Origin of the sequence: Dyella sp. (assembly GCF_035508675.1) — a bacterium.
Taxonomy (GTDB): Bacteria; Pseudomonadota; Gammaproteobacteria; order Xanthomonadales; family Rhodanobacteraceae; genus Dyella_B.
On the sequence record NZ_DATJMN010000387.1, the window covers coordinates 1 to 20,354 of the forward strand.

Genomic DNA, 20,354 nt, shown 5'->3' on the forward strand with positions numbered 1-20,354 from the left:
GAATGGCAACTCCGCTTTCACCGTTGGCAAGTACCTGTCGCCGCGGCTCTATCTCAGCTACGGCATCGGCCTGTTCGAGCCCGGCCAAGTCATTACGCTGCGTTATCGCCTCAGCCGGCGCTGGAGCTTTGAAGCGCAAAACGCCACCGACTTCAATCGCGCCAGCCTCAACTACCGCATCGAGAAATAGCGCCGGCAGGCTGGGATGGGCATCCCAGCCATGCACCACTCACAGCTCGTAACGCTGTTCCAGTTCGAAGCGATTTTCCACCGGCGACGCAATCACGTTCTGTTGCACGCAGCCCGGAAATATATTGGCGCTTTCGCCGGCATGGTTGTCCGCGTTGTAGAGATACGGCGTATGCGACCAGCAGCGATAGCCCAGGTCCTTGATCGCTTGTACTTCCGCTTCCACATGCTCGATATCGGAAAGACGGTAATAGATGATCGGCCGGTGTTTGCGAATGGTCTCGGCGGCGCCCTGCAGCAGGTCGACCAAGCTACCCGGCAGGTTGATCTTGAGCAAATGCAGGTCCTCCAACTCCAGGCTGTCGACGGTGGTCGTGACCACGGTTTCGTCCTGCTCGCCGCTGTGCAACTTGCCGCCAGTGAGCGAGGAAAACGGCAGCTGCGCATCGGAGCGGCCCAGCCAGCGCGAATGCGTATAGACATTGGTGAGCTGATTGATGGCCACGTTCGCGCACAACTGCTGGAACGGCAGACGGCGCGGTTCGGCAACGTATACAGCGCCCCTTTCGCCTACCGCCTGCGCGAACCACAAGGTATGCGCGCCGTATTCGCCGCCGAATTCCAGCACGCTCTGGCCATCTTCGAGCAAGCCGCTCAGCAAGTTGAGCTCCTGTTCGGCCCATTCGCCGTAGCGCTGCAACGAGCGGCTCACCGGCCCGTTCGGAGCGATGGCGGCCATCATGCCGTAACGCGTGGTCCACAGACGCGATTCGGAAGGTTTCTTTTGTGCATTCATGGTGAAGCCTCTCGATGAAATAAAAAAAGAAAAGTGGAATTGGACTAGCGCATCGCGCTTGCAATGCTCAGCTGCCGCATCGTTTGCTGCCGCACCGCGAGCTGCTCCGGTTTGACCGGAGCAGAAGCCCATTGCCGACAAGCTTCCTGCCAGATGGAAAGCAGTGCCGGTGTGGCGTGGCCGCTGCGCCACGCGTGTTCGCAAAATTCGCAGGCCCGCACGAAATCGGCGCTGCGCAGATAGGTCTGCGCCACGCGCTGCAAGGTATCGGGGTCCTTCACACGCAGAGCTTCCAGCCGCTGCGCAAGCTTGAGGGCAATATCGCTCTGCGCGCCCATGCCCGGCAGGTTTTCATACGCCCATTGCACGGCCAGCCGGCATTGCAGCGCTTGTTCGCGCAGGCGCGGATCGCCTTCGGCCATGAACGCATTCACCAAGGCATGCGAATAAGCCTCCTTCGCCTGGGCCGGCGGCAACACATCGCCGCGCGCCAGCGCGGTAACGGCAACCGCCAGCGCATGGTCCGCGCTGGGCACGCGCGCATAGAGCGCATCGGTCAACGCCTGCGCGGTATCCAGGCTGTGCAGCCGCGCACCGCCTTGCTCGATCGTCGCACGCTGGCGAAGCAATTCGGCGCGGTACCGTTGCGCCGCGTCGGTGCAGGCCGGCAACTCGCCCAAGCGTTGGCAGATCGCCTCGGCATCGGCATACCGCGCCAGTGCGGCATCGCCAAACTGGCACTGCGCCCAGAACATCAACACCTGCACCCAGGCGAACAGGACCGGCGGTTGGCCTTGCGCAAGCTGCGGTGCGTAGTGCGTTTGCATCGCGCGCAGCCAAAGCAGGCGTGCCGCGCCTTTCTTCTGTCTGGCACGGCGCAGATCGACATCCATGCGGCGCGCTTCCCAGGCAGCGCGTTGATCAGGGTCAGCGGCCATGCTCAAGTCGATCCATTCTTCCGCTTCCGCATACAACGTCTCGGCATCCTGCGGCTTGGCCTGCTCGGCACGCAGCAGCAACGCGCTGATCAACAGCGACGGCAACGTCAATGAACGCGCTTCAGCCATGGCCTGGCGCAGCCTGCTTTCCCATGCCTGCAATACGTGTTGCGGCACGGGTTCGCTGGTGGTGCGCACGATCTGCGGCAAATCGCTGCCGCACTCGATCAGCAGCACGGGAACATCGCCCGATTCAGGCATCGCGCTGTGTTCCAGCTGATCGAACAACTGCAACAGCGGATCATCATCGCTCGCGGATTCCGGCGCTGGCGCGTCGTTGCCTCGTTCGATCAAGCCAGCTTGTTCCGCACCCGCATCGACTTCGATTGGCGCAACGGACGCCACGCACTCCACAGACTCCGGCGATTCGCCATATTCATCACTTTCCGCAGTTTCCAACGGCAGCTCCTCCATCTTCCGAGTGCGCTGCCACGCAGAAAGAAAATCCACCGGCGATTCCACTGCCCAATGCTCAGGCGCCTCGAATTTTCCTGGCATATAGCGCCATTCCAAACGCGAAGACGGTATCTGCCCAACATCGGCATGGGCAGTGGACAGCAAGCGGCCTTCAACCAAAAGGGTAGCCATCGGCGCAGGGAGTACGGGTGTTGCATCAGCATCGGATACGGGTGAAGGCATGACATCGATTTCTTTCTGTTTCGGCTCGGATACCACATCGCCGGCAAGCGGCTGATCGACAGAAAAAGCTGGCAGGAAGCCCGCTGCCATGCGCTGGCGGCGCTGACGACGATTGTCAAACGCCAGCGCCAATCCCAAGCCGCCAACAGCAATCAAAGCAACCATCCCAAGCAGCAAGCCCCAATGAAACATGCTCGCCACGCTGTTGCCGGCGGGAGCCATGGCATGCTCAGTTGAAGCAGCGGCACCAATCACTTCGTTCGCGACTACGTGATGGGCATCAGATTTCGCTGCAGCAGCAACGTCTCCTGGAGACAGCGTCAACGATGCATCATCGGTGACCTCGTCGAAAGACGGCGCAGCATGCTTTGGGATGAAGCCAACGGATGACGTGCGTACTGCCTGCGCGCCAGACCCCGCGTAGCCCGATTGCGGCTCTGCCAATGGCGTGGTGATGGCCGACCCTACACGCCGCGTTTCGCTTGTCGCGCTAGATGGACGTCCATTCGCGATACTCGCCGGCGCCGAAGGTACTGCAGAAACGCTGGTTTTTTCCTGCAGTGCCGTCCTATCCAAGGAGCGATAACTGCAAGCCACCAGGCCCACGCACGTCAGCATCAAAACACCAACGCCGCGCGCATGAAGACGGCATGCCGACCCGCGTCGCACACAACACGACAAGGTCGCGAGCTTGGCCAACATGCCTTTGGCGTTGCTTTCCGAGGTCATCTTCGCCGTCCTGGGGCACCCCTGATGGGCACGAATCATCGCACAGCGGACAAGCGATCTGTGCACCGATGCGATGGCGGAGATGAGAGTACGTGCGAAGTGTTCGCTACAACATAGGATGAGTACGAAAGCGCCGGCAACTCAAGCGCTTTCGCATCCGTGCATGGCAGAGCTCGGCGCGTCAGGCATAGCGATTCTGCTTAGGAAATGTCCTGATTTACGAGCGTAACGAGGTTGCTTGCAGGTTGACGGCAAGGCGAAGCCGAACCCCAACATCGCTTTCTGCATCGCAACGTTGGGGTTCGGCTTCACCTCACCGCCAACGTGCTCCGGTTCGATCTGAAGGCAGCACTGCTTCATCCCTGCCTACGCGGCAGCTCGCGACGATGCGATTACTCACTGCATTGCAGCCGCCTGCTCGCCGCCTACCGTCGACACCGCACGCAGAAACACGGCCGCGGCCAGTGCGCCCAACACCGCAAAACAGGCACCCACCAGAAAGGCCAACTGGTAGCCCGACGTCAACGCCAGCATGTTCGCGCCATGCGCTGTTTCGACAGCCTGCGTGCGCGCCGCCGCCAGACTCGCCAGTACGGCCAATCCAAGCGAACCACCCATCATGAACGCGGTGTTCACGACACCCGATGCCAACCCGGATTCGGCAGGCCCCACATCGCTCATCGCCGCCAGCAATACCGGGTTGAATGCCACGCCGGCACCCACGCCTAGCAAGACCATGCCTGGCAGGATATCGGTCAGGAAATGACCATGTTCCGAGGCACGTGAAAAGAGCAGCAAGCCGCATGCCGCCAGCGCAAGACCACCTGCCAGCGGCCGGCGGATACCGAAGCGCATCACCAACTTGGCCGATAGCCCGAGCGAAAACACCGCCATAATCAAATTGGCCGGGATAAAAGCCAGGCCCACTTCCATCGGTCCATAACCCAACACCAACTGCATATACAGCGCAGACAAAAAGAACCAGGCGAACATCGCAGCCGCCCACAGCACGCCGACGACATTAGCTACCGTCAGATTGCGCAAGCGGAACAGACGCAAGGGCATCAGCGGCGTATGCACGCGTGCCTCCAGCCACAGGAACACCAGCAACAAGATCAGCGCGACCGCCAATTGCGCCAGTGTTCGCGCCGATAGCCAGCCTGCCTGGTTGCCGTTGACGATGGCGTAGACCGCCAGCATCAGCGCAGCCGTCACCGTGATGGCGCCCCACACATCCAGATGCCGGGATGCCGTGGTGCCTGCGGACGCCGGCAACAAGCGCAGCGATGCCACCACCACACCGATACCAATGGGCAGGTTCACCAGGAATACCCAGTGCCAACTCAAGCTACTGGTGAGCACCCCGCCCAGCATGGCGCCGATGCTTCCCCCACCCGCGCATACGAAACCGTACACACCCATCGCCTTGGCGCGATCTTGTGGATCGGTAAACAGATCCATGATCAACGACAGCGCCACCGCCGTTACCACGGCACCCGCCAATCCCTGCAGGGCACGCGCGGTTACCAGTGCGATCTGCGTGGTGGACAGGCCGCACGCGAGTGAAGCCAGGGTGAAGCCGGCGATGCCGATCAGGAACAGACGACGGTGCCCGTACAGATCACCCAGGCGGCCACCCAGCAAAAGAAAGCCGCCGTAGGTCAGCAGATAGGCATTCACCACCCAGGCCAGTTGCGTATCGCCGAATTTCAGATCCATCTTGATGGAAGGCAAGGCGACGTTAACGATCGTGGTATCCAGCACGATCATCAGCACGCCCAGGCACAGCACGATCAAGGCCAGCCAGCGGCGGTCGGGGTGCATGGCGGCATGAGAAGGATTTCCAGTGTGGCTCATCCATGGTGTCCTTGCGATGTAAGCGTAAGAGTTTGCTCCTAGGCTCGTCGAATGAGAAAGCGCGGAATCGACATTCGCGTGCATGCCATATCCTCCGAGCGCAATGAAGCACACGAGCGGCAGCGAGTCGGACATGCTGCGCTGCGGTTTGACACTCGTCGTTTAGATCGATCAAATCCGGCGCTTGGTGCAAACTTTCAAGCCCGCAAGCACTCTCTACAGGGGTAACCAGATGCCAGGTTTCACGATCCGCCCATTTCGGCAGACCTTGCTTGTTCTTGCACTGGCTTGCGGCACCGCGGTGGCCAGCGCAGATGGCAACGCCAGCTTCTACACCTCGTTCGAAACGGGCGAGCCGGCGCCGATCGCTGCCCCGGCCAATCCCGCCTTTGTCGTCCATATCGGCAGCGGCCCATCGCTGGACGATGCTTACAGCGCCAAACCCGGCGCGGGGTTCACCGGTCTTCATTCACTGCATTACCAGGGCCACACCGGCGGCAAACAGGAAACCACCTTGTTTGACGTGGACCTGCCGGTGCAGGCGAACACGCAGCTTTCCTATCTGCTGTTCCCGTGTATCGCAACGAACGATCTCGCCGACCCATCCACCTATGTGGCCATCGACCTCGTGTTCGACGACGGCACGCGCCTTTCCACCAGCCTCGCGCGCGATCAGCATCGGATTACCGCCAACGCCAATGCTTTGGGAAAAAGCCGCACGGTCTACGTGAATCAGTGGAACAAGCTGAGCATCGATGTGGGAAGCGTGGCAGCTGGCCGCCGCATTCGCCAGATCGTGCTGACGCACGATGGCCCCGCCGGAAATATCGAAGGCTTCCTCGACGATCTGCGTATCGGCGCCGCAACCGCGCATGCCGCCAGCGAACGGCCCAGCGACTATGTGAACATCCTGCGCGGCACCAACTCCAGCTACCGGTTCTCGCGCGGCAACAACATTCCCGCCGTCACGCTGCCGCACGGCTTCAATTTCTGGACGCCGGTGACCGACGCGGGTTCAGACTGGATGTACCAGTACCAGCAACGCAACGATGCGGATAATCGCCCACGCATCGAAGCCTTTTCGCTGTCACACGAACCGAGCCCGTGGATGGGCGATCGGCAGACGTTCCAACTGATGCCGCAAGCCATCGCGAGCGGTGCGCCGAGCGCGAATCGCGAAAAGCGCGCGCTCAGCTTCAGCCATGACCATGAAATCGCGCATCCGCACTATTACAAGGTGGCGTTCGACAACGGCATCGTCGGCGAGATGACGCCCACCGATCACGCCGCCATGCTTCGCTTCAGCTTTCCCGGCAAGCGTGGGCAGCTGGTGTTCGACAATCGCACGGATCAGGGCGGCATCACGCTGGATCCGGCGCAGCGCAGTTTCAGCGGCTATTCCGATGTGAAGAGCACACTCTCCACCGGCGCCACGCGCCTGTTCTTCTACGCCACCGTCGATCAACCGGTTACCGAAAGCGGACGGCTCACCGGTGAGGGCCGCGATCACGTCACCGCCTGGTTCGGCTTCGACACCTCGAAAACCAAAACCGTGAACGTGCGCATCGCCACGTCACTGATCAGCCTGGAACAGGCCAAGCACAATCTGGCGCTGGAGATCGCGCCGCAGGAAAGCTTTGACGAGGTGCGCGAGCAAGCGCTGAATATCTGGGACAAGCAGCTGGGCATCGTGCACGTGCACGGCGCCAGCCATGGCGAGCGGGTCACGCTGTACTCCAATCTCTATCGCCTGTTCATGTATCCCAACTCGGCGTACGAGAACACCGGCAGCGCCGCCAAGCCGGTATATCGCTACGCCAGCCCGTTCTCGCCCGCGGTCGGCGAGAACACAGCCACGCAAACCGGTGCGCGCATCGTCGACGGCAAGGTGTTCGTCAATAACGGCTTCTGGGACACCTATCGCACCGTGTGGCCCGCCTACGCGCTGCTTGAGCCACACCAGGACGGCGAAATGATCGACGGATTCGTTCAGGAATACCGCGATGGCGGCTGGATCGCGCGCTGGTCATCGCCGGGCTACGCCGACCTGATGGTCGGCACCAGCGCCGATGTCGCATTTGCCGATGCCTGGCTCAAAGGCGTGCACAACTTCGACGTGCAATCGTTCTATCAGGCAGCCTTGAAGGATGCGACGGTGGTCAGCCCGCTCAAGGGCACCGGCCGTAAAGGACTTGAGCGCTCGATCTTCAACGGCTACACCGACGACGCCGTCACGGAAGGCTTTTCCTGGTCGATGGAGGGCTACATCGCCGATTTCGCCATCGGCAACCTGGCGCACGCACTGGCCGCACGCAACGACGCGCACGATGCCTATCAAACCCACTACGCAGAAGATGCCGACTACTTCCGTCAGCGCGCGCTGGACTACGCCAACCTGTTCAACCCCGACATCGGTTTCTTCGTCGCACGCGATGCGCAAGGCAAGTGGCGCTACACGAAGCAAAACTTCGATCCGCTGCGCTGGGGCGACGACTACACCGAAACGAATGCGTGGAACATGGCGTTCCATGCACCGCAGGATGGTGCTGGCCTGGCCGCGCTATACGGTGGACGCGCAGCACTCGCCACCAAGCTGGACCAGTTCTTCGCCACACCCGGCGTCTACCACGTCGGCGGCTACGGCGAACCCATCCATGAGATGCGCGAAGCACAGGCCGTGCGCATGGGCCAGTACGGCCACAGCAACCAACCTTCGCATCACATCATCTATATGTACGACTACACGGGCCAACCGTGGAAAGCACAGGACAAGGTGCGCGACGTGCTTTCGCGGCTGTACCTGGGCAGCGAGATTGGCCAGGGCTATCTGGGCGACGAGGACAACGGCGAGATGTCCGGCTGGTGGCTGTTCAGTGCCGCCGGTTTCTATCCCTTGCGCATGGGCACGCCGGAGTATGTGATCGGCGCGCCGTATTTCCCGCAGATGGACATCGCGCTGGAGAACGGCAAGCACATCGTCATCAACGCGCCCGGCGTGAGCGATACCAACCGCTACGTGCAAAGCCTGCGCGTGAACGGACAGCCGTGGAACAAGCTCACCCTGCCGCATGCCCTGCTCGCGCAAGGTGCAACGCTGGATTTCGTGATGGGGCCGAAGCCGTCCGCGTGGGGCAGTGGCGAGCAGGATTTGCCGCCTTCGTTGACCGCCCACGGCAAGCCTGCGCCGATGCAGGATCTCGTTGGCGCCGGCCAAGGCGAACCGAGCAGCGATCCAGCGATGCCTGATCTCGGCCGGTTATTCGACCACACCAGCGATACCGAAACGTCGTTGCCGGTTGCACGGCCGATCGTGGGCTGGCATTTCCCGCAACCTCGAACGGTGGCGATCTACACACTGACCTCGGCCAGCCAGGCACCCGCGCCATCCAGTTGGACGCTGGAAGCTTCCGACGACGGGCAGCATTGGACAGCGCTGGATGCGCGCAAGCACGAGCGCTTCGACTGGGCACGACAGACAAGGGCATTCGTGATCCGCCAGCCTGGGCAGCATGCCTATTACCGTCTGCGTTTCGATAATGAGGCGCCGACAGCGTTGGCGGAGATCGCGTTGTTGGGGCGGTGAAGCTCAATACTCCGAACTGGGCGTTACGCTTCAACCCGCGACTGACGAAGCTCCCTCTCCCCAACGGGGAGAGGGAGCAACCTTTGGCACCGCTTAGCCGCACCGGTACATTGGTCTCTTAGCCCTAGCCCGAAAGTCATGCTCACAAGCCCGCTGGCGGCCGGCTAAGGTGGTGAACTCGTTCCCCACAATAAAAGGTGATCGCCATGCAGCGATTCAGATGGGTTCTCACCGCCGCCGTCATGACCTGCACCACCACCCTGGCCGCAGCCCCTGCCGCCACGGACAGTACTCCAGCAACCAAAGCCAGCCACCCGGACATCGGCATCGACCTCAAAGGCATCGACCACGCGGTCAAACCCGGCGACAACTTCTTCGACTACGCCAACGGCGTGTGGGTCAAGAACACGCAGATTCCGCCCGACCGTTCCAGCACCGGCACCTTCTTTGAGGTTTACCAGCTGGCCGAGAAACAGACCTCGCAGCTGATCCGCAGCCTCGCCCAGAGCCATGCGCCCGCCGGTTCCAATGAACGCAAGATTGCCGACTACTACGCGGCCTACATGAACGAGGCCAACATCGAGAAGCTTGGCCTTGCACCGCTCAAACCCGCATTCGAACCGATCGACGCCATCAAGACGCGCGACGATCTCGCCCGGGTGCTCGGCAGCCAGATGCGCGCCGACGTCGATCCGATCAACGCCACCAATTTCCACACCGAAAACCTGTTCGGCCTGTTCGTCACGCAGGGCCTGGAAGATGCTACGCACAACATGGCGTATCTGCTGCAAGGCGGCATCGCCATGCCCAGCCGCGACTACTACCTGTCGCAAGACAAGGACATGGTGGAAGCCCGCGCCAAGTACCAGACATACGTGGCATCACTGCTGAAACTCGCCGGTACGCCCGATGCGGAGGCGCAAGCCAGAACCATCATCGCGCTGGAAACCAAGATCGCGCAGGCGCAGGAAAGCCTGGTCGACAGCCAGGACGTGCACAAGGCGAACAATGTTTGGAACATCGGCGACTTCGCGCAAAAAGCGCCCGGCCTGAATTGGGACGCCTACTTCAAAGCCGCCAACCTGGATAACCAGAAGCAGATCGACGTATGGCAACCCTCCGCCATCACCGGCATCGCCAAACTGGTGGGCAACGAACCGCTCGAAACCTGGAAGCTGCTGCTGCGCTATCACGCGCTGGACGATGCCGCGCCCCTGCTGCCCAAACCCTACGCCGATCTCCATTTCGACTTCTACGGCACCACGCTGCAAGGCACGCCCAAGCAACAAGACCGCTGGAAACGCGCCGTCACCAACACCAATACCGATCTCGGCGATGCGGTGGGCCAGCTCTACGTGAAGCACTACTTCCCGCCCTCCTCGAAGGCGAAAGTGGAGGAACTGGTCAAGAACATCGTGGCCGCCTTCGACGAGCGCCTGGATACGCTCGCCTGGATGACACCCGCCACGCGCGCGAAAGCCAAGGAAAAGATCGCCACCCTGCGCGTCAGCGTGGGCTATCCCGACACCTGGCGCGACTACAGCACGCTGCAGATTCGCGCCGACGATCCGCTCGGCAACCATGAGCGCGCCGTGGCGCTGGAATACAAACACCAGCTCGCCAAGCTCGGCCAGCCCGTGGACAAGGGCGAGTGGTGGATGACGCCGCAAACGGTCAACGCCGTCAACCTGCCATTGCAGAACGCGCTCAACTTCCCCGCTGCGATCCTGCAACCGCCGCTCTTCGATCCGAATGCGGACGCCGCTGCCAACTACGGCTCCATCGGCGCCATCATCGGTCACGAAATCAGCCACAGCTTCGACAACACCGGCGCCGACTTCGACGCCCTGGGCCGCATGGAAAACTGGTGGACACCCGAAGACGCCGCCCACTTCCAGGCCGCCACCCAGAAGCTGGTCAAGCAGTACGACCAATATGAAGCCCTGCCCGGCCTGCATGTGAACGGCCAACAGACGCTGGGCGAAAACATCGCCGACGTCTCCGGCCTCACTGCCGCTTACGCGGCTTATCACAAGTCGCTCGGCGGCAAGCCCGCACCCGTGATCGACGGCCTTACCGGTGACCAGCGTTTCTTCCTCGCATTCGGCCAGGCATGGCGCTCGAAGATCCGCGACGCGGCACTGCGCCAACGCCTCGCCACCGACGTGCACGCACCCGCACAGTTCCGTGCGCTGACCGTACGCAACATCGATGGCTGGTACAAAGCGTTCGATGTAAAGCCCGGCGAGAAGCTTTATCTCGCACCGGATGATCGCGTGAAGATCTGGTAAGCATCAAAACCAAAGAAAAACCGCGACCCGCCGCACTCCTTGGAGTGCGGCTTTTTTTCGAGCAAAAAACGCTCAACAGATTTTCGACAAACCTACCGAACAGCACACACAACGAGGACCTGTCAAGACGAACAACGCCGTCTTTTCTGTAGTACGCGTCTTGTTACATTGAGTGCACAGGGGAAATCATCCCATGCCAACGTAAAGGACACACATCATGATCCGCTTTAATCGCCGTTTTGTTCGTCAAGCTATCGTCGCTTTCGCCTTGACGGTTGGTGTATCGACCATCTCCTCTGCGCAGAGTACGAGCAGTGATTCGGCGACGCCCTCCACGAGCGCAACGCAAGCTTTCCTGGATGCTCTCTCCTGCTCCGGCTGCACGGGTGGCAGCAGAATCCAAGCTCAATAACTCAACTGACCCACAAGCGAGGCGGGGTGAAAGCCATCGCGCTTTCCCTCACTCCTTGAGGGCTGTCAAACAGCAGCGCCGTAACTTTTACCGCGTCCGTGCCTTCGTGAATGCGCAGCTCACCATCGAACAATTGGACGAGTTCCCGTAGCTCCTGAAAATCCAGTACGTGGGCACCCAGCTTCGGCGCGACACGCTCACGCTCATTTGCAAGACAAACATTACGCGCAATAGCCAGCTCGCTAAGAGAGCCATTGATACGCAGTGCGACCCAGCGATGGCCACACGTCATGCCTCCACGCATGGTTACGTCAATAGCCGCGCATGTAAGGTCCGAACTCATGGACGCCACGGCAGCGCAAACACTGCGATAAATAGCCGCTTGTATGCCCGGCGAAAGTGATTCGGAACAGCGGCCTTTGGTGCGGAACCGATACAGCAGCCCAGCTCCCCTCAGCACACCTCCAACGGAATCCCGAAGCGCCGCATCCATCCCACCGAGACGCCATGCACTGGGATGTATGCTTTCTGCCAAGTGGTATATCCGCAGCTGAAGGTGACTTGCTTGCTTGTCATAAACCCTCCGCTCCGCCTCTGTTGCGAGGTAACGCAGCTTCTGTGAAACACTGAGCTGCTCTACCTCCAACACACCCAAGACCGACTCAAGCGCGCGCGATGCCTGCTCCAAACGTCGCTCGCCGAAATTCAAACTATTTCTTGCGGTCTTTTTCGCTTGCAGCATATGACTCCTAACTTGGTCTTTCTGCTGGTTCTGTGCAGAGATGCATGCACCAAGCGCATACAGGCATGCCAGTCCGACGACCACATATGCCTGTGCCTGCACCATTTCAAGGTCGATCTTGCACTCGAATGCCATGCAAATGCATGCAGCAGCAAACGTCCCACCAAGCACCGCCGCGCGCCATCCATGCTTAAGCGTAAGCCATGCAACGGGCAATATCATGGTTGCCCGCGCCAACTTGACAATCTCTTCCTGTTCGACATGACTCAACGCAAAGAGAGCGCCAATCATCGGAAGCACGATAAAGAGAATGTCGCGCGCCATTCGATTGGCAAGCAGTTCCTTTATCTTGAAATGCCACTGCCCCTTCCATTGCTCCAAACTGATCAATAGCACCCAGGGCAAGAGAGTGATCATGCCAAGATAATTGCCAAGGAAATACATGGCCATTCCGATGAACGGAGTCACCGGATCTTCCGGTTGCGAGGGCTTCCCAGCAAGATAAAGCAGATGGCTAACCACTGCCCAGGATGTAGACAACCACAACAGGCATTGCAACAAAGCACCCATGTTAATCAGGCGACGTGATGGAAACAGGACAAGCCGGTTTCGGCACCACCATACTATGGGCATACCGATGGCAATAGGCGGTATCGACGCAACAAACACCCAGGTCCGTCCGTAGTCCATACCCTCCATGTAGTTCCACCAGGCCAACGGAAAAAATTCACCTACGACCAAGGCTGGCCAAAGCCGATAGGGCACCAAAACCAGGCATGCAACACGAAGCCCGGACGTAAGCGTCCAATGCGCGTCGGAGAACGGCCGCACCGCCAAATAAGCAAGCGCATAACCCACCGCCACAGCCAACTGCATCAACCACACATTCTCTCGCCATCCCTTTCTCACTTCTTACCCTCCTGAAAAGCAGCCGCAACACGATTTTCCTTGACGCGCGAAGCGGCCAGTCAACCCATCGCCTGCAAAGGCGCGGAAAGGTGAAAAACTACGGCATGCATGATCGCAACCCTATAGGGGATCGCCTGGCATGCGTGAAGGGATTGGCGCAAATTCGAACTAGTCAGAGATAACAAGTAAGTAAGCGTACGAAGCAACAAAACCAGAATCATCCTTCACGGATGTTCCGTTGCGAATCTTGCTGCGTCGCTTGGCTTGCACGGTCGGCGAGTGGTGTCTCAGCCGATGCCCAGACCTTCGATGCCAGCGATGGCTTGCTCATCAAAGCCAGCCAGCGCAGCGAAGCGTCGCCCACGCTCGGCGTAATCATGGAATTGATCGAAACTCGGTGCACCCGGCGACAGCAATACCGTGCCGCCTTGCGGGGTGATGGTGCGGGCCATCTCGATGGCATCCGCCAGATGGTCGACGTCGCCTAGCGGCACATCCGACTTGGCTGCGCGCAGTGCGGCAGCAATGCGCGGACCGTTGGCGCCTTGTGCGACGATGCGCAGCGCCTTGCGCGATCTGACCGCATCGACGAAGGGGGTCCAGTCCAGGCCGCGGTCGTGGCCACCGACGATGACGGTCACTTGCCGATCGTGCAGGCTTTCCAATGCCGCAAGCGTGGCTTGCGGCGTGGTGCTGATGGAGTCGTTGATCCACTGCAGGCCATCGCGCTCGCCCAGTGGTTGCAGGCGATGCGGCAGCGGACGGAATGAAGCCAGCCCTTGTGCGGCGGCAACTGCGTCGATGCCCATCGCTTCCAGCGCGGCAAGTGCGGCGCAGGCGTTGAGTGCGTTATGCAGGCCAGGGACGGACATGTGCTGCAGTGGGAATACGCTTTGTTCGCCGCGGCGAATGGCGTCGTCCGCCACATGCCAGCCTTCGGTTTGGCCGAACAACAGGCGCTGCGGATGCTGCACAGTCTTCTCCAACAATGGCGGCTGCTGGGCATTCACCAGCAAGCGATGGGCCTTGTCCGCCAGTTTGAGTTTGTCGGCGACGTAGCGCTCGCGCGAGCCGTGCCAATCGAGGTGTTCCTCGTACAGGCTGGTGATGACGCCCAGCTCCAGCGGCCCGGCTTCGCCGGTCTGGAAGCTGGACAGTTCGATCGCCCATAGGTCCGCTTGCTGATCCAGCAACTCCAGCAAAGGCAAGCCGATATTGCCGGCCAACGCGGTGCGCACGCCTTGCGCGCGGGCAAGATGTGCCAGCAGCGCGGTTGTGGTGCTTTTGCCCTTGGTGCCGGTGACGGCCACGACGCGTGCTTGCGGGTTTTCGGCAAACCACAACGCCGTGCCGGAGGTGAACCGCGTGCCTTGCGCCTGCGCCGTGATGATCGCGGGCTTGTAGGCAGAGATGCCCGGCGATTTGATGACGATGTCGTAGGCGCTGAGCGCCACGGCATCCGGCTCATGCGGGTAAATGCGCAAGGCGGCATCGAATGCCTGCGCTTGCGCCGCTTCCGATGCGCTGCAATAGAGCGCAAGCGTCAAGGCGGGAAGACGCTTGCGCAACGCATGGATCGCCGCGCGGCCTTCGCGGCCGAAGCCCCAGATCGCTACGCGCTGTGCCGCAAGCTCGGTGATGCGCATGTCAGGCGATGGTCGCAAGCGCCGCCTGCAAACGCCGCGGCACGCGATGCTCGCCGGCCGGTTGCAGCCATGGCTCCAGCGCCAGTTGCGCAATATCGAGCTGGGGCAGGATTTCGCTGCGGAAACGTGCGATGAGCGCGTCTTCCTGCCACTCCGGCCGCTGGCTTAGCGCATACATTGCGGCGCGTGCTTCGGCGCCCTCGCCGACGCATTCGAACGGTTTGTGGTCGTGGTATTCCAGCAGCGCATCGAAGCCTGCCGCTTGCGAATCGTCATCGAGCAGGTTGCGGCCGAAGATGGCGAGCAGCCGCGGCTTGGGCAGGAACGGCGCCAGCGCCAGGAAGACGAAATGGCACTTCGGACATTGCCCGCACCAGCGGTCGGCCGGCTTCGGGCCGAGAATCTTGAAGTTGCGGTTGCAGCTGGAAAACACGTCGAAATACGACGTGTGCCGGGCGAACGCGCGCGTGATGGCCAGTTCGGAGTATGGGCGCAGCAACGAGCAGTAATCGAGATCGGCGGCGACGTGCGTGTGCAGCCAGTCGCTGAGCAGCTTCTCGAACGCGTAGCCCTTGCTCCACTGGTGGTTGACCTGCTGGCCATCGTATTCCAGCGTGGCCACCGATGCGGAACGCTCGTTGGCAAAGGCGATGCTGTCGTAGCCGTAAAGCACGGCGGCTACCGCCAGGATGGCGGAGTTCACCGCCGTGACCGGGATATGGCCGTTCCAGGCACCGAGGCGGTTCAGCTCGAACAAGCCGGGGGCGAGTTCGCGCTGGATGTTGAGCGTAGGTAACCCGGTGCGTTCGGCGCAGGCGGCGATCAGCGGTGAATTGCCTACCCATACGGCGGTGGCTTCGCCGCCGATCTGCTTGATGGCTTCCACCGCGACGAGGGAATCCTTGCCGCCGCCGATGGGTACGAGCGTGCGCTTGGGCAAATGCAATGTGGCGGCCTCCACCTTGCCCGGCGGTTCGCCGGAGCGTGGAAAGGCGATGCGTCCGCGCAGGTCCAAGCCATTGCGATAGGCGAATTCAGCCAGGCCGTGCAGATACAAATCGTCAAGCAGGTTGGCCGTGGCATCGTCGAGATGATCGTCGGCCACTTCGATTTTCGGCGGCACGCCTGCCTTGTAGTAGCTGATGCCGGCAATCAGGTGCAGCAATTTCAGCGCGGCGTTGAACGCGTGCCGGCGTTCAGGCGGCAGCGCGGGCGGCGCGGGAAAGCGCACGCGTTCGATCAGTTCCTCGCCCTGGTCGAAGGCATAGACCAGCTCCGCGACGCCGTCGGCATAGCTGGCGCGAACGAAGTGGAAGACCTGAGTCAGGCGGGGTTGGATCGGTTGGGTCACTCAGAAACTCCGATGTAGCCGTTTGTTCTCCTCACTCTGCTTGCAGAGGAGGATGGAGGGAATGGGTTGAGCTGGTCGCGACGTGGCGGACTTCACCCCACCCCAACCCTCCCCTACTGCACGTAGGGGAGGGAGCTGTTTGCGGTGCGCAGAAGCTCCATGCTGTTCCTTAGCTCCCTTGGCGGACGGTCACTCGATAATGATCTCTTCCGCCTCATCCCGCAGATTGTAAGGCGACGACATCACTTTGCCGTAGGCGCCAGCCTGGGCAATCAGCACCACGTCCCCTTCCTGCGCCTCCGGCAGGTGGCGGTCGGAGCCGATGACGTCGCCGCTTTCGCAGATCGGGCCAACTACCTGGTAGAGCGCGATGGCCGGTTCGTCCAGGCGGGTGAGATTGACGATCTCGTGCCAGGCGTCGTACAGCGCCGGGCGGATCAGGCTGTTCATGCCGGTGTCCACGCCGAGGTAGCGCCACGAGCCCTTGCCCTTCTGCTGGGTGACGCGAGTGATCAGCACGCCCGCATCGGCCACCAGATAACGGCCCGGCTCCATCCACAACTGGTAGTGCGGGTACGCAGCCTTGACCTTGCGTAGCGTTTCTTCCAGCGCTTCGATATCCAGCCGCGCTTCACCCGGGTGCGAAGGCACGCCAAGGCCGCCGCCAATATCCAGGAACGCCACGCTGCCGATGCGTTCGGCGATGCTGGCCAGCTGGCTATACACCTCGCTCCAGTGCTTGACGTCCAGGATGCCCGAGCCGAGGTGCGCATGCAGGCCGCGCACGGTGACCTGATGCGTATCGGCCAGACGCAAGAAGGCGTCGAGCTGGTCGACCGGCAGGCCGAACTTGCTGCCGCTACCGCCGGTGCGCACTTTCTCGTGATGGCCCAGGCCGCGGCCCAGGTCCAAACGCAGCACGATTTCCCGGCCACGAAACACATCGCCCCAATGCTCCAGTGGATAGAGCGAATCGAGCGATACCGTGGCGCGCGTGGTGAATGCCCACGCATAGTCGTCGCGCGGCGCGAAGTTGGGGGTGAACAGCAAGGGCGCCGACTCGGGCACCACCGCCATCACCGCCCGCAGTTCGCCGGGCGACACGCACTCGAAGCCGAAACCTTCTTCGGCCAGCGCGCGCAGGATGGCCGGATGCGTGTTGGCCTTCACCGCGTAGTGCAAGCGATCCACCGCGGTGAGCGTTTTCAACTCGCGCGCCTGTTTGCGCACGGTCGGCAGGTGATACACATAACGCGGCGTGGCTTCGGCGCCGAGCGCCAGCAGGCGATCGCGACACTCGCTGCGCCACCAGGCATCCGCCGCCGTGACGGTTTCACCGCTGCCGTACAAGCTTTGCCAGCTTGGTCCGAACAAGCCGCTGTCATCCGTGCGCAAGGCGCCGGCGGCGATCAGCATCTCGTGCAGGCGCGGGATCAGTTCGTCCACCACGCTCTCGTCCACCACGAAGGTGAGGTTGAGGTTGTTGGACGATTGCGAGATCAAATGCACGCGCAGCTGGCCGAATTCCGCCAGCACGCCGGACAAGGTGTGCAGCATCGAGCGCATGCCGCGGCCGACCATGGTGATGGCCGCACACGGCGCGATCACTTTCACGCGGCAGACTTTCGCCAGATCGCTGGCGAGTGCGGCCACCGCATTGGAGTCGAGCAGGTTTTCGGTGGGGTCCAGCGACACGGTGACGTTGGTTTCGGCCGAACTGATCAGATCCACCGACAAACCATGCTGCTTGAATTGCGCAAACACGTCGGCCAGAAAGCCCACCTGCTGCCACATGCCCACCGATTCCATCGATACCAGCGTCAACCCTTTGCGCGCGCTGATCGCTTTCACGCTGGGCGCGTGCTCGCGCACTTCCGGGCCGATCACGGTGCCTTCCAGCTCGGGCCGGTTGGTGTCCTTGATCAACATCGGCACGCGCGGTTCACGCAATGGCGAGAGGCAGCGTGGATGCAGCACCTTGGCGCCGGTGGAGGCGATTTCCTGGGCTTCTTCGTAATCGAGTTTCTGCAGCAGGCGCGCACCGGGCACCTGGCGCGGATTGGCGGTGAACATGCCGGCCACGTCGGTCCAGATTTCCACCCGCAGCGCTTTCAGCAGTGCGCCGAAATACGAGGCCGACGTATCCGACCCGCCGCGGCCGAGCAGCACCGTGCGGCCTTGCGACTCGCGCGCGATGAAGCCTTGCGTGATGAATACCTCGCCAAGCTGCGCCAGGCGCGCATTCAAGGCAGGATCGGGCTTGGCCTCGACCATCGCCGAAAGCAGCTTGGTGCGCTCGTTCTGGTTGGGCAGGGCAATCGCGGCAAGGCAATCGCGCGCATCCACCCATTGCGTGGGCAGCCCCGTGTGCGAAAGAAACGCGGCGCCCAGCGCGCTGGACATCAGCTCGCCATGCGCCTGCACCAGGGCCGACCAGGCCAGTTCGCCCATCACCGCCGGGCCTTCCTCGGCCAGCTTGCCCAGCTCGCGCAAGCGCTCTGCCAGGGTTTCCGGCACCGCCAGCTGCATATGGTCGAGCAGATCGTAATGGCGCTGCGCGATCGCTTGGTACGCCTCGATACGTTTGCCTTTGTCTTCCTGGGCGCACAGTTGTTTGAGTGCGTCGGTGATGCCGGTCAGCGCGGACACGACCACCAGCACGCGTGCGCCTTCGGCGCGGCGGCTGGCAACGAGTTCGCGGATGTTCTGCCAGCGCGGCAGGGTGGCGACACTGGTGCCGCCAAACTTCATCACGATCCAGGGTGCGCCGGTAGAGAGCGGCGCGGGGGCGTTCGAGGTCACGGTTTCTCTGTCTGGGGTTGCGGGAAAAGTCAATCCGGCCAGTGTTGCGCCGCGTCAGGCCGAATGCAACCGAAAATTTGGCATAGCGTTTGGATGGCTAAATGCTTACGCGCCTTGCCCCATCTGTAGGAACAAATCGAAGCCACGTAGGCAGGGATGACAATCCCAGCCTACGTGGCTAAGTCAATTACTCGACCAGCACGGGAATCTTGCCGATTTTGGCCTGCCATTCCCGTGGCCCGGTCTTGTGCACCGAGGTGCCGGCCGAATCCACCGCCACCGTCACCGGCATGTCCTTGACCTCGAATTCGTAGATCGCCTCCATGCCGAGGTCTTCGAACGCCACGACGCGGCTGGCCTTGATGGCCTTGGACACCAGGTACGCCGCGCCGCCCACGGCCATCAGATAGACCGATTGATGTTTCTTGATCGCGTCGATCGCGGCGGGGCCGCGCTCGGCCTTGCCGACCATGCCGAGCAGGCCGGTCTGGGCCAGCACCTGTTCGGTGAACTTGTCCATGCGGGTGGCGGTGGTGGGGCCGGCGGGGCCGACCACTTCATCGCGCACCGGATCGACCGGGCCGACGTAATAGATAAAGCGGCCGGTGAAATCCACCGGCAGCTTCTCGCCCTTGTTCAGCATGTCGACCATGCGCTTATGGGCGGCATCGCGGCCGGTGAGCAGCTTGCCGTTGAGCAGCAGCACCTCGCCGGGCTTCCAACTGGCGACTTCCTCGCGCGTCACCGTATCCAGGTTCACGCGGCGGCCCTTGGAGGCGTCGTAGGTGAGCTTGGGCCAGTCGTCCAGCGAGGGCGGATCGAGCATCACCGGGCCGGAGCCATCCAGGGTGAAATGCGCGTGGCGGGTGGCGGCGCAATTGGGGATCATCGCCACCGGCAGGTTGGCGGCGTGGGTGGGGTAATCCTTGACCTTGATGTCGAGCACGGTGGTGAGGCCGCCCAGGCCCTGCGCGCCGATGCCCAGCGCATTGACCTTCTCGTACAGCTCCAGGCGCAATTCCTCGGCGCGGTTCGACGGACCGCGGGCGATCAGGTCCTGGATGTCGATCGGCTCCATCAAGGCTTCTTTCGCCAGCAGCATGGCCTTTTCGGCGGTGCCGCCGATGCCGATGCCCAGCATGCCCGGCGGGCACCAGCCGGCGCCCATGGTCGGCACGGTCTTGAGCACCCAGTCGACGATGGAGTCGGAGGGATTGAGCATCACGAACTTGGATTTGGCTTCCGAACCGCCGCCCTTCGCCGCCACGATCACGTCGACCGTGTCGCCGGGCACGATCGAGACGTTGATCACTGCCGGCGTGTTGTCCTTGGTATTGCTGCGCTTGCCGGCCGGATCGGCCAGCACGCTGGCGCGCAGCTTGTTGTCGGGATGGTTGTAGGCGCGGCGCA

11 protein-coding genes are annotated in these 20,354 nt (G+C 61.8%); 3 read left to right on the forward strand and 8 right to left on the reverse strand.

Annotated features, from left to right (window positions below; translation table 11 throughout):
- On the forward strand, positions 1–190 hold a 190-nt coding region (locus VMA74_RS20575; RefSeq protein ID WP_325370422.1), incomplete at its 5' end, for a translocation/assembly module TamB domain-containing protein.
- Positions 191–229: 39 nt separating this feature from the next.
- Here the strand turns inward: VMA74_RS20575 and VMA74_RS20580 are convergent.
- The 3 genes from VMA74_RS20580 to VMA74_RS20590 all read right to left on the reverse strand — a co-directional run bounded on the left by VMA74_RS20580 (position 230) and on the right by VMA74_RS20590 (position 5,208).
- The gene (locus VMA74_RS20580) at positions 230–985 is read right to left on the reverse strand and encodes an FkbM family methyltransferase (RefSeq protein WP_325370424.1); all 756 of its coding nucleotides are present in this window, start codon (positions 983–985) and stop codon (positions 230–232) included.
- Between the two features lie 44 nt (positions 986–1,029).
- Entirely contained in the window at positions 1,030–2,844 is a 1,815-nt protein-coding gene (locus VMA74_RS20585; protein ID WP_325370426.1) for a hypothetical protein, read from the reverse strand.
- 903 nt (positions 2,845–3,747) lie between these two features.
- The gene (locus tag VMA74_RS20590; protein WP_325370428.1) at positions 3,748–5,208 is read right to left on the reverse strand and encodes a DHA2 family efflux MFS transporter permease subunit; all 1,461 of its coding nucleotides are present in this window, start codon (positions 5,206–5,208) and stop codon (positions 3,748–3,750) included.
- A gap of 232 nt (positions 5,209–5,440) precedes the next feature.
- Between VMA74_RS20590 and VMA74_RS20595 the strand changes: the two genes are divergently transcribed.
- A complete protein-coding gene (locus tag VMA74_RS20595) occupies positions 5,441–8,791 on the forward strand; it encodes a GH92 family glycosyl hydrolase (RefSeq protein ID WP_325370430.1) in 3,351 nt (1,116 codons plus the stop codon).
- A 206-nt stretch (positions 8,792–8,997) separates the two neighbouring features.
- Positions 8,998–11,082 (forward strand): M13 family metallopeptidase, encoded by a 2,085-nt coding sequence (locus tag VMA74_RS20600; RefSeq protein WP_325370432.1) that lies wholly within the window; start codon positions 8,998–9,000, stop codon positions 11,080–11,082.
- 413 nt (positions 11,083–11,495) lie between these two features.
- Here VMA74_RS20600 and VMA74_RS20605 read toward each other — a convergent pair whose 3' ends face one another.
- The 5 genes from VMA74_RS20605 to VMA74_RS20625 all read right to left on the reverse strand — a co-directional run.
- Complete coding sequence (locus tag VMA74_RS20605) at positions 11,496–13,112, reverse strand: MASE1 domain-containing protein (RefSeq protein ID WP_325370434.1); 1,617 nt, start codon at positions 13,110–13,112, stop codon at positions 11,496–11,498.
- A gap of 320 nt (positions 13,113–13,432) precedes the next feature.
- Positions 13,433–14,791 (reverse strand): UDP-N-acetylmuramoyl-L-alanine--D-glutamate ligase, encoded by a 1,359-nt coding sequence (murD, locus tag VMA74_RS20610; protein WP_325370436.1) that lies wholly within the window; start codon positions 14,789–14,791, stop codon positions 13,433–13,435.
- A gap of 1 nt (position 14,792) precedes the next feature.
- Positions 14,793–16,142: a UDP-N-acetyl-alpha-D-muramoyl-L-alanyl-L-glutamate epimerase gene (murL, locus tag VMA74_RS20615; RefSeq protein WP_325370438.1), complete on the reverse strand. Its 1,350-nt coding sequence runs from the start codon at positions 16,140–16,142 to the stop codon at positions 14,793–14,795.
- 189 nt (positions 16,143–16,331) lie between these two features.
- The gene (locus VMA74_RS20620; protein ID WP_325370440.1) at positions 16,332–18,944 is read right to left on the reverse strand and encodes a bifunctional aspartate kinase/diaminopimelate decarboxylase; all 2,613 of its coding nucleotides are present in this window, start codon (positions 18,942–18,944) and stop codon (positions 16,332–16,334) included.
- A 187-nt stretch (positions 18,945–19,131) separates the two neighbouring features.
- Positions 19,132–20,354: fumarate hydratase (locus VMA74_RS20625; RefSeq protein WP_325370442.1), on the reverse strand; the 1,223-nt coding region annotated here is incomplete at its 5' end.

Bases quoted from the DNA above. Each gene is read 5' to 3' on its own strand.
- VMA74_RS20580 (WP_325370424.1), bottom strand. From the start codon at position 985: ATGAATGCACAAAAGAAACCTTCCGAATCGCGTCTGTGGACCACGCGT.
- VMA74_RS20585 (WP_325370426.1), bottom strand. From the start codon at position 2,844: ATGGCTCCCGCCGGCAACAGCGTGGCGAGCATGTTTCATTGGGGCTTG.
- VMA74_RS20590 (WP_325370428.1), bottom strand. From the start codon at position 5,208: ATGAGCCACACTGGAAATCCTTCTCATGCCGCCATGCACCCCGACCGC.
- VMA74_RS20595 (WP_325370430.1), top strand. From the start codon at position 5,441: ATGCCAGGTTTCACGATCCGCCCATTTCGGCAGACCTTGCTTGTTCTT.
- VMA74_RS20600 (WP_325370432.1), top strand. From the start codon at position 8,998: ATGCAGCGATTCAGATGGGTTCTCACCGCCGCCGTCATGACCTGCACC.
- VMA74_RS20605 (WP_325370434.1), bottom strand. From the start codon at position 13,112: ATGCAGTTGGCTGTGGCGGTGGGTTATGCGCTTGCTTATTTGGCGGTG.
- murD (WP_325370436.1), bottom strand. From the start codon at position 14,791: ATGCGCATCACCGAGCTTGCGGCACAGCGCGTAGCGATCTGGGGCTTC.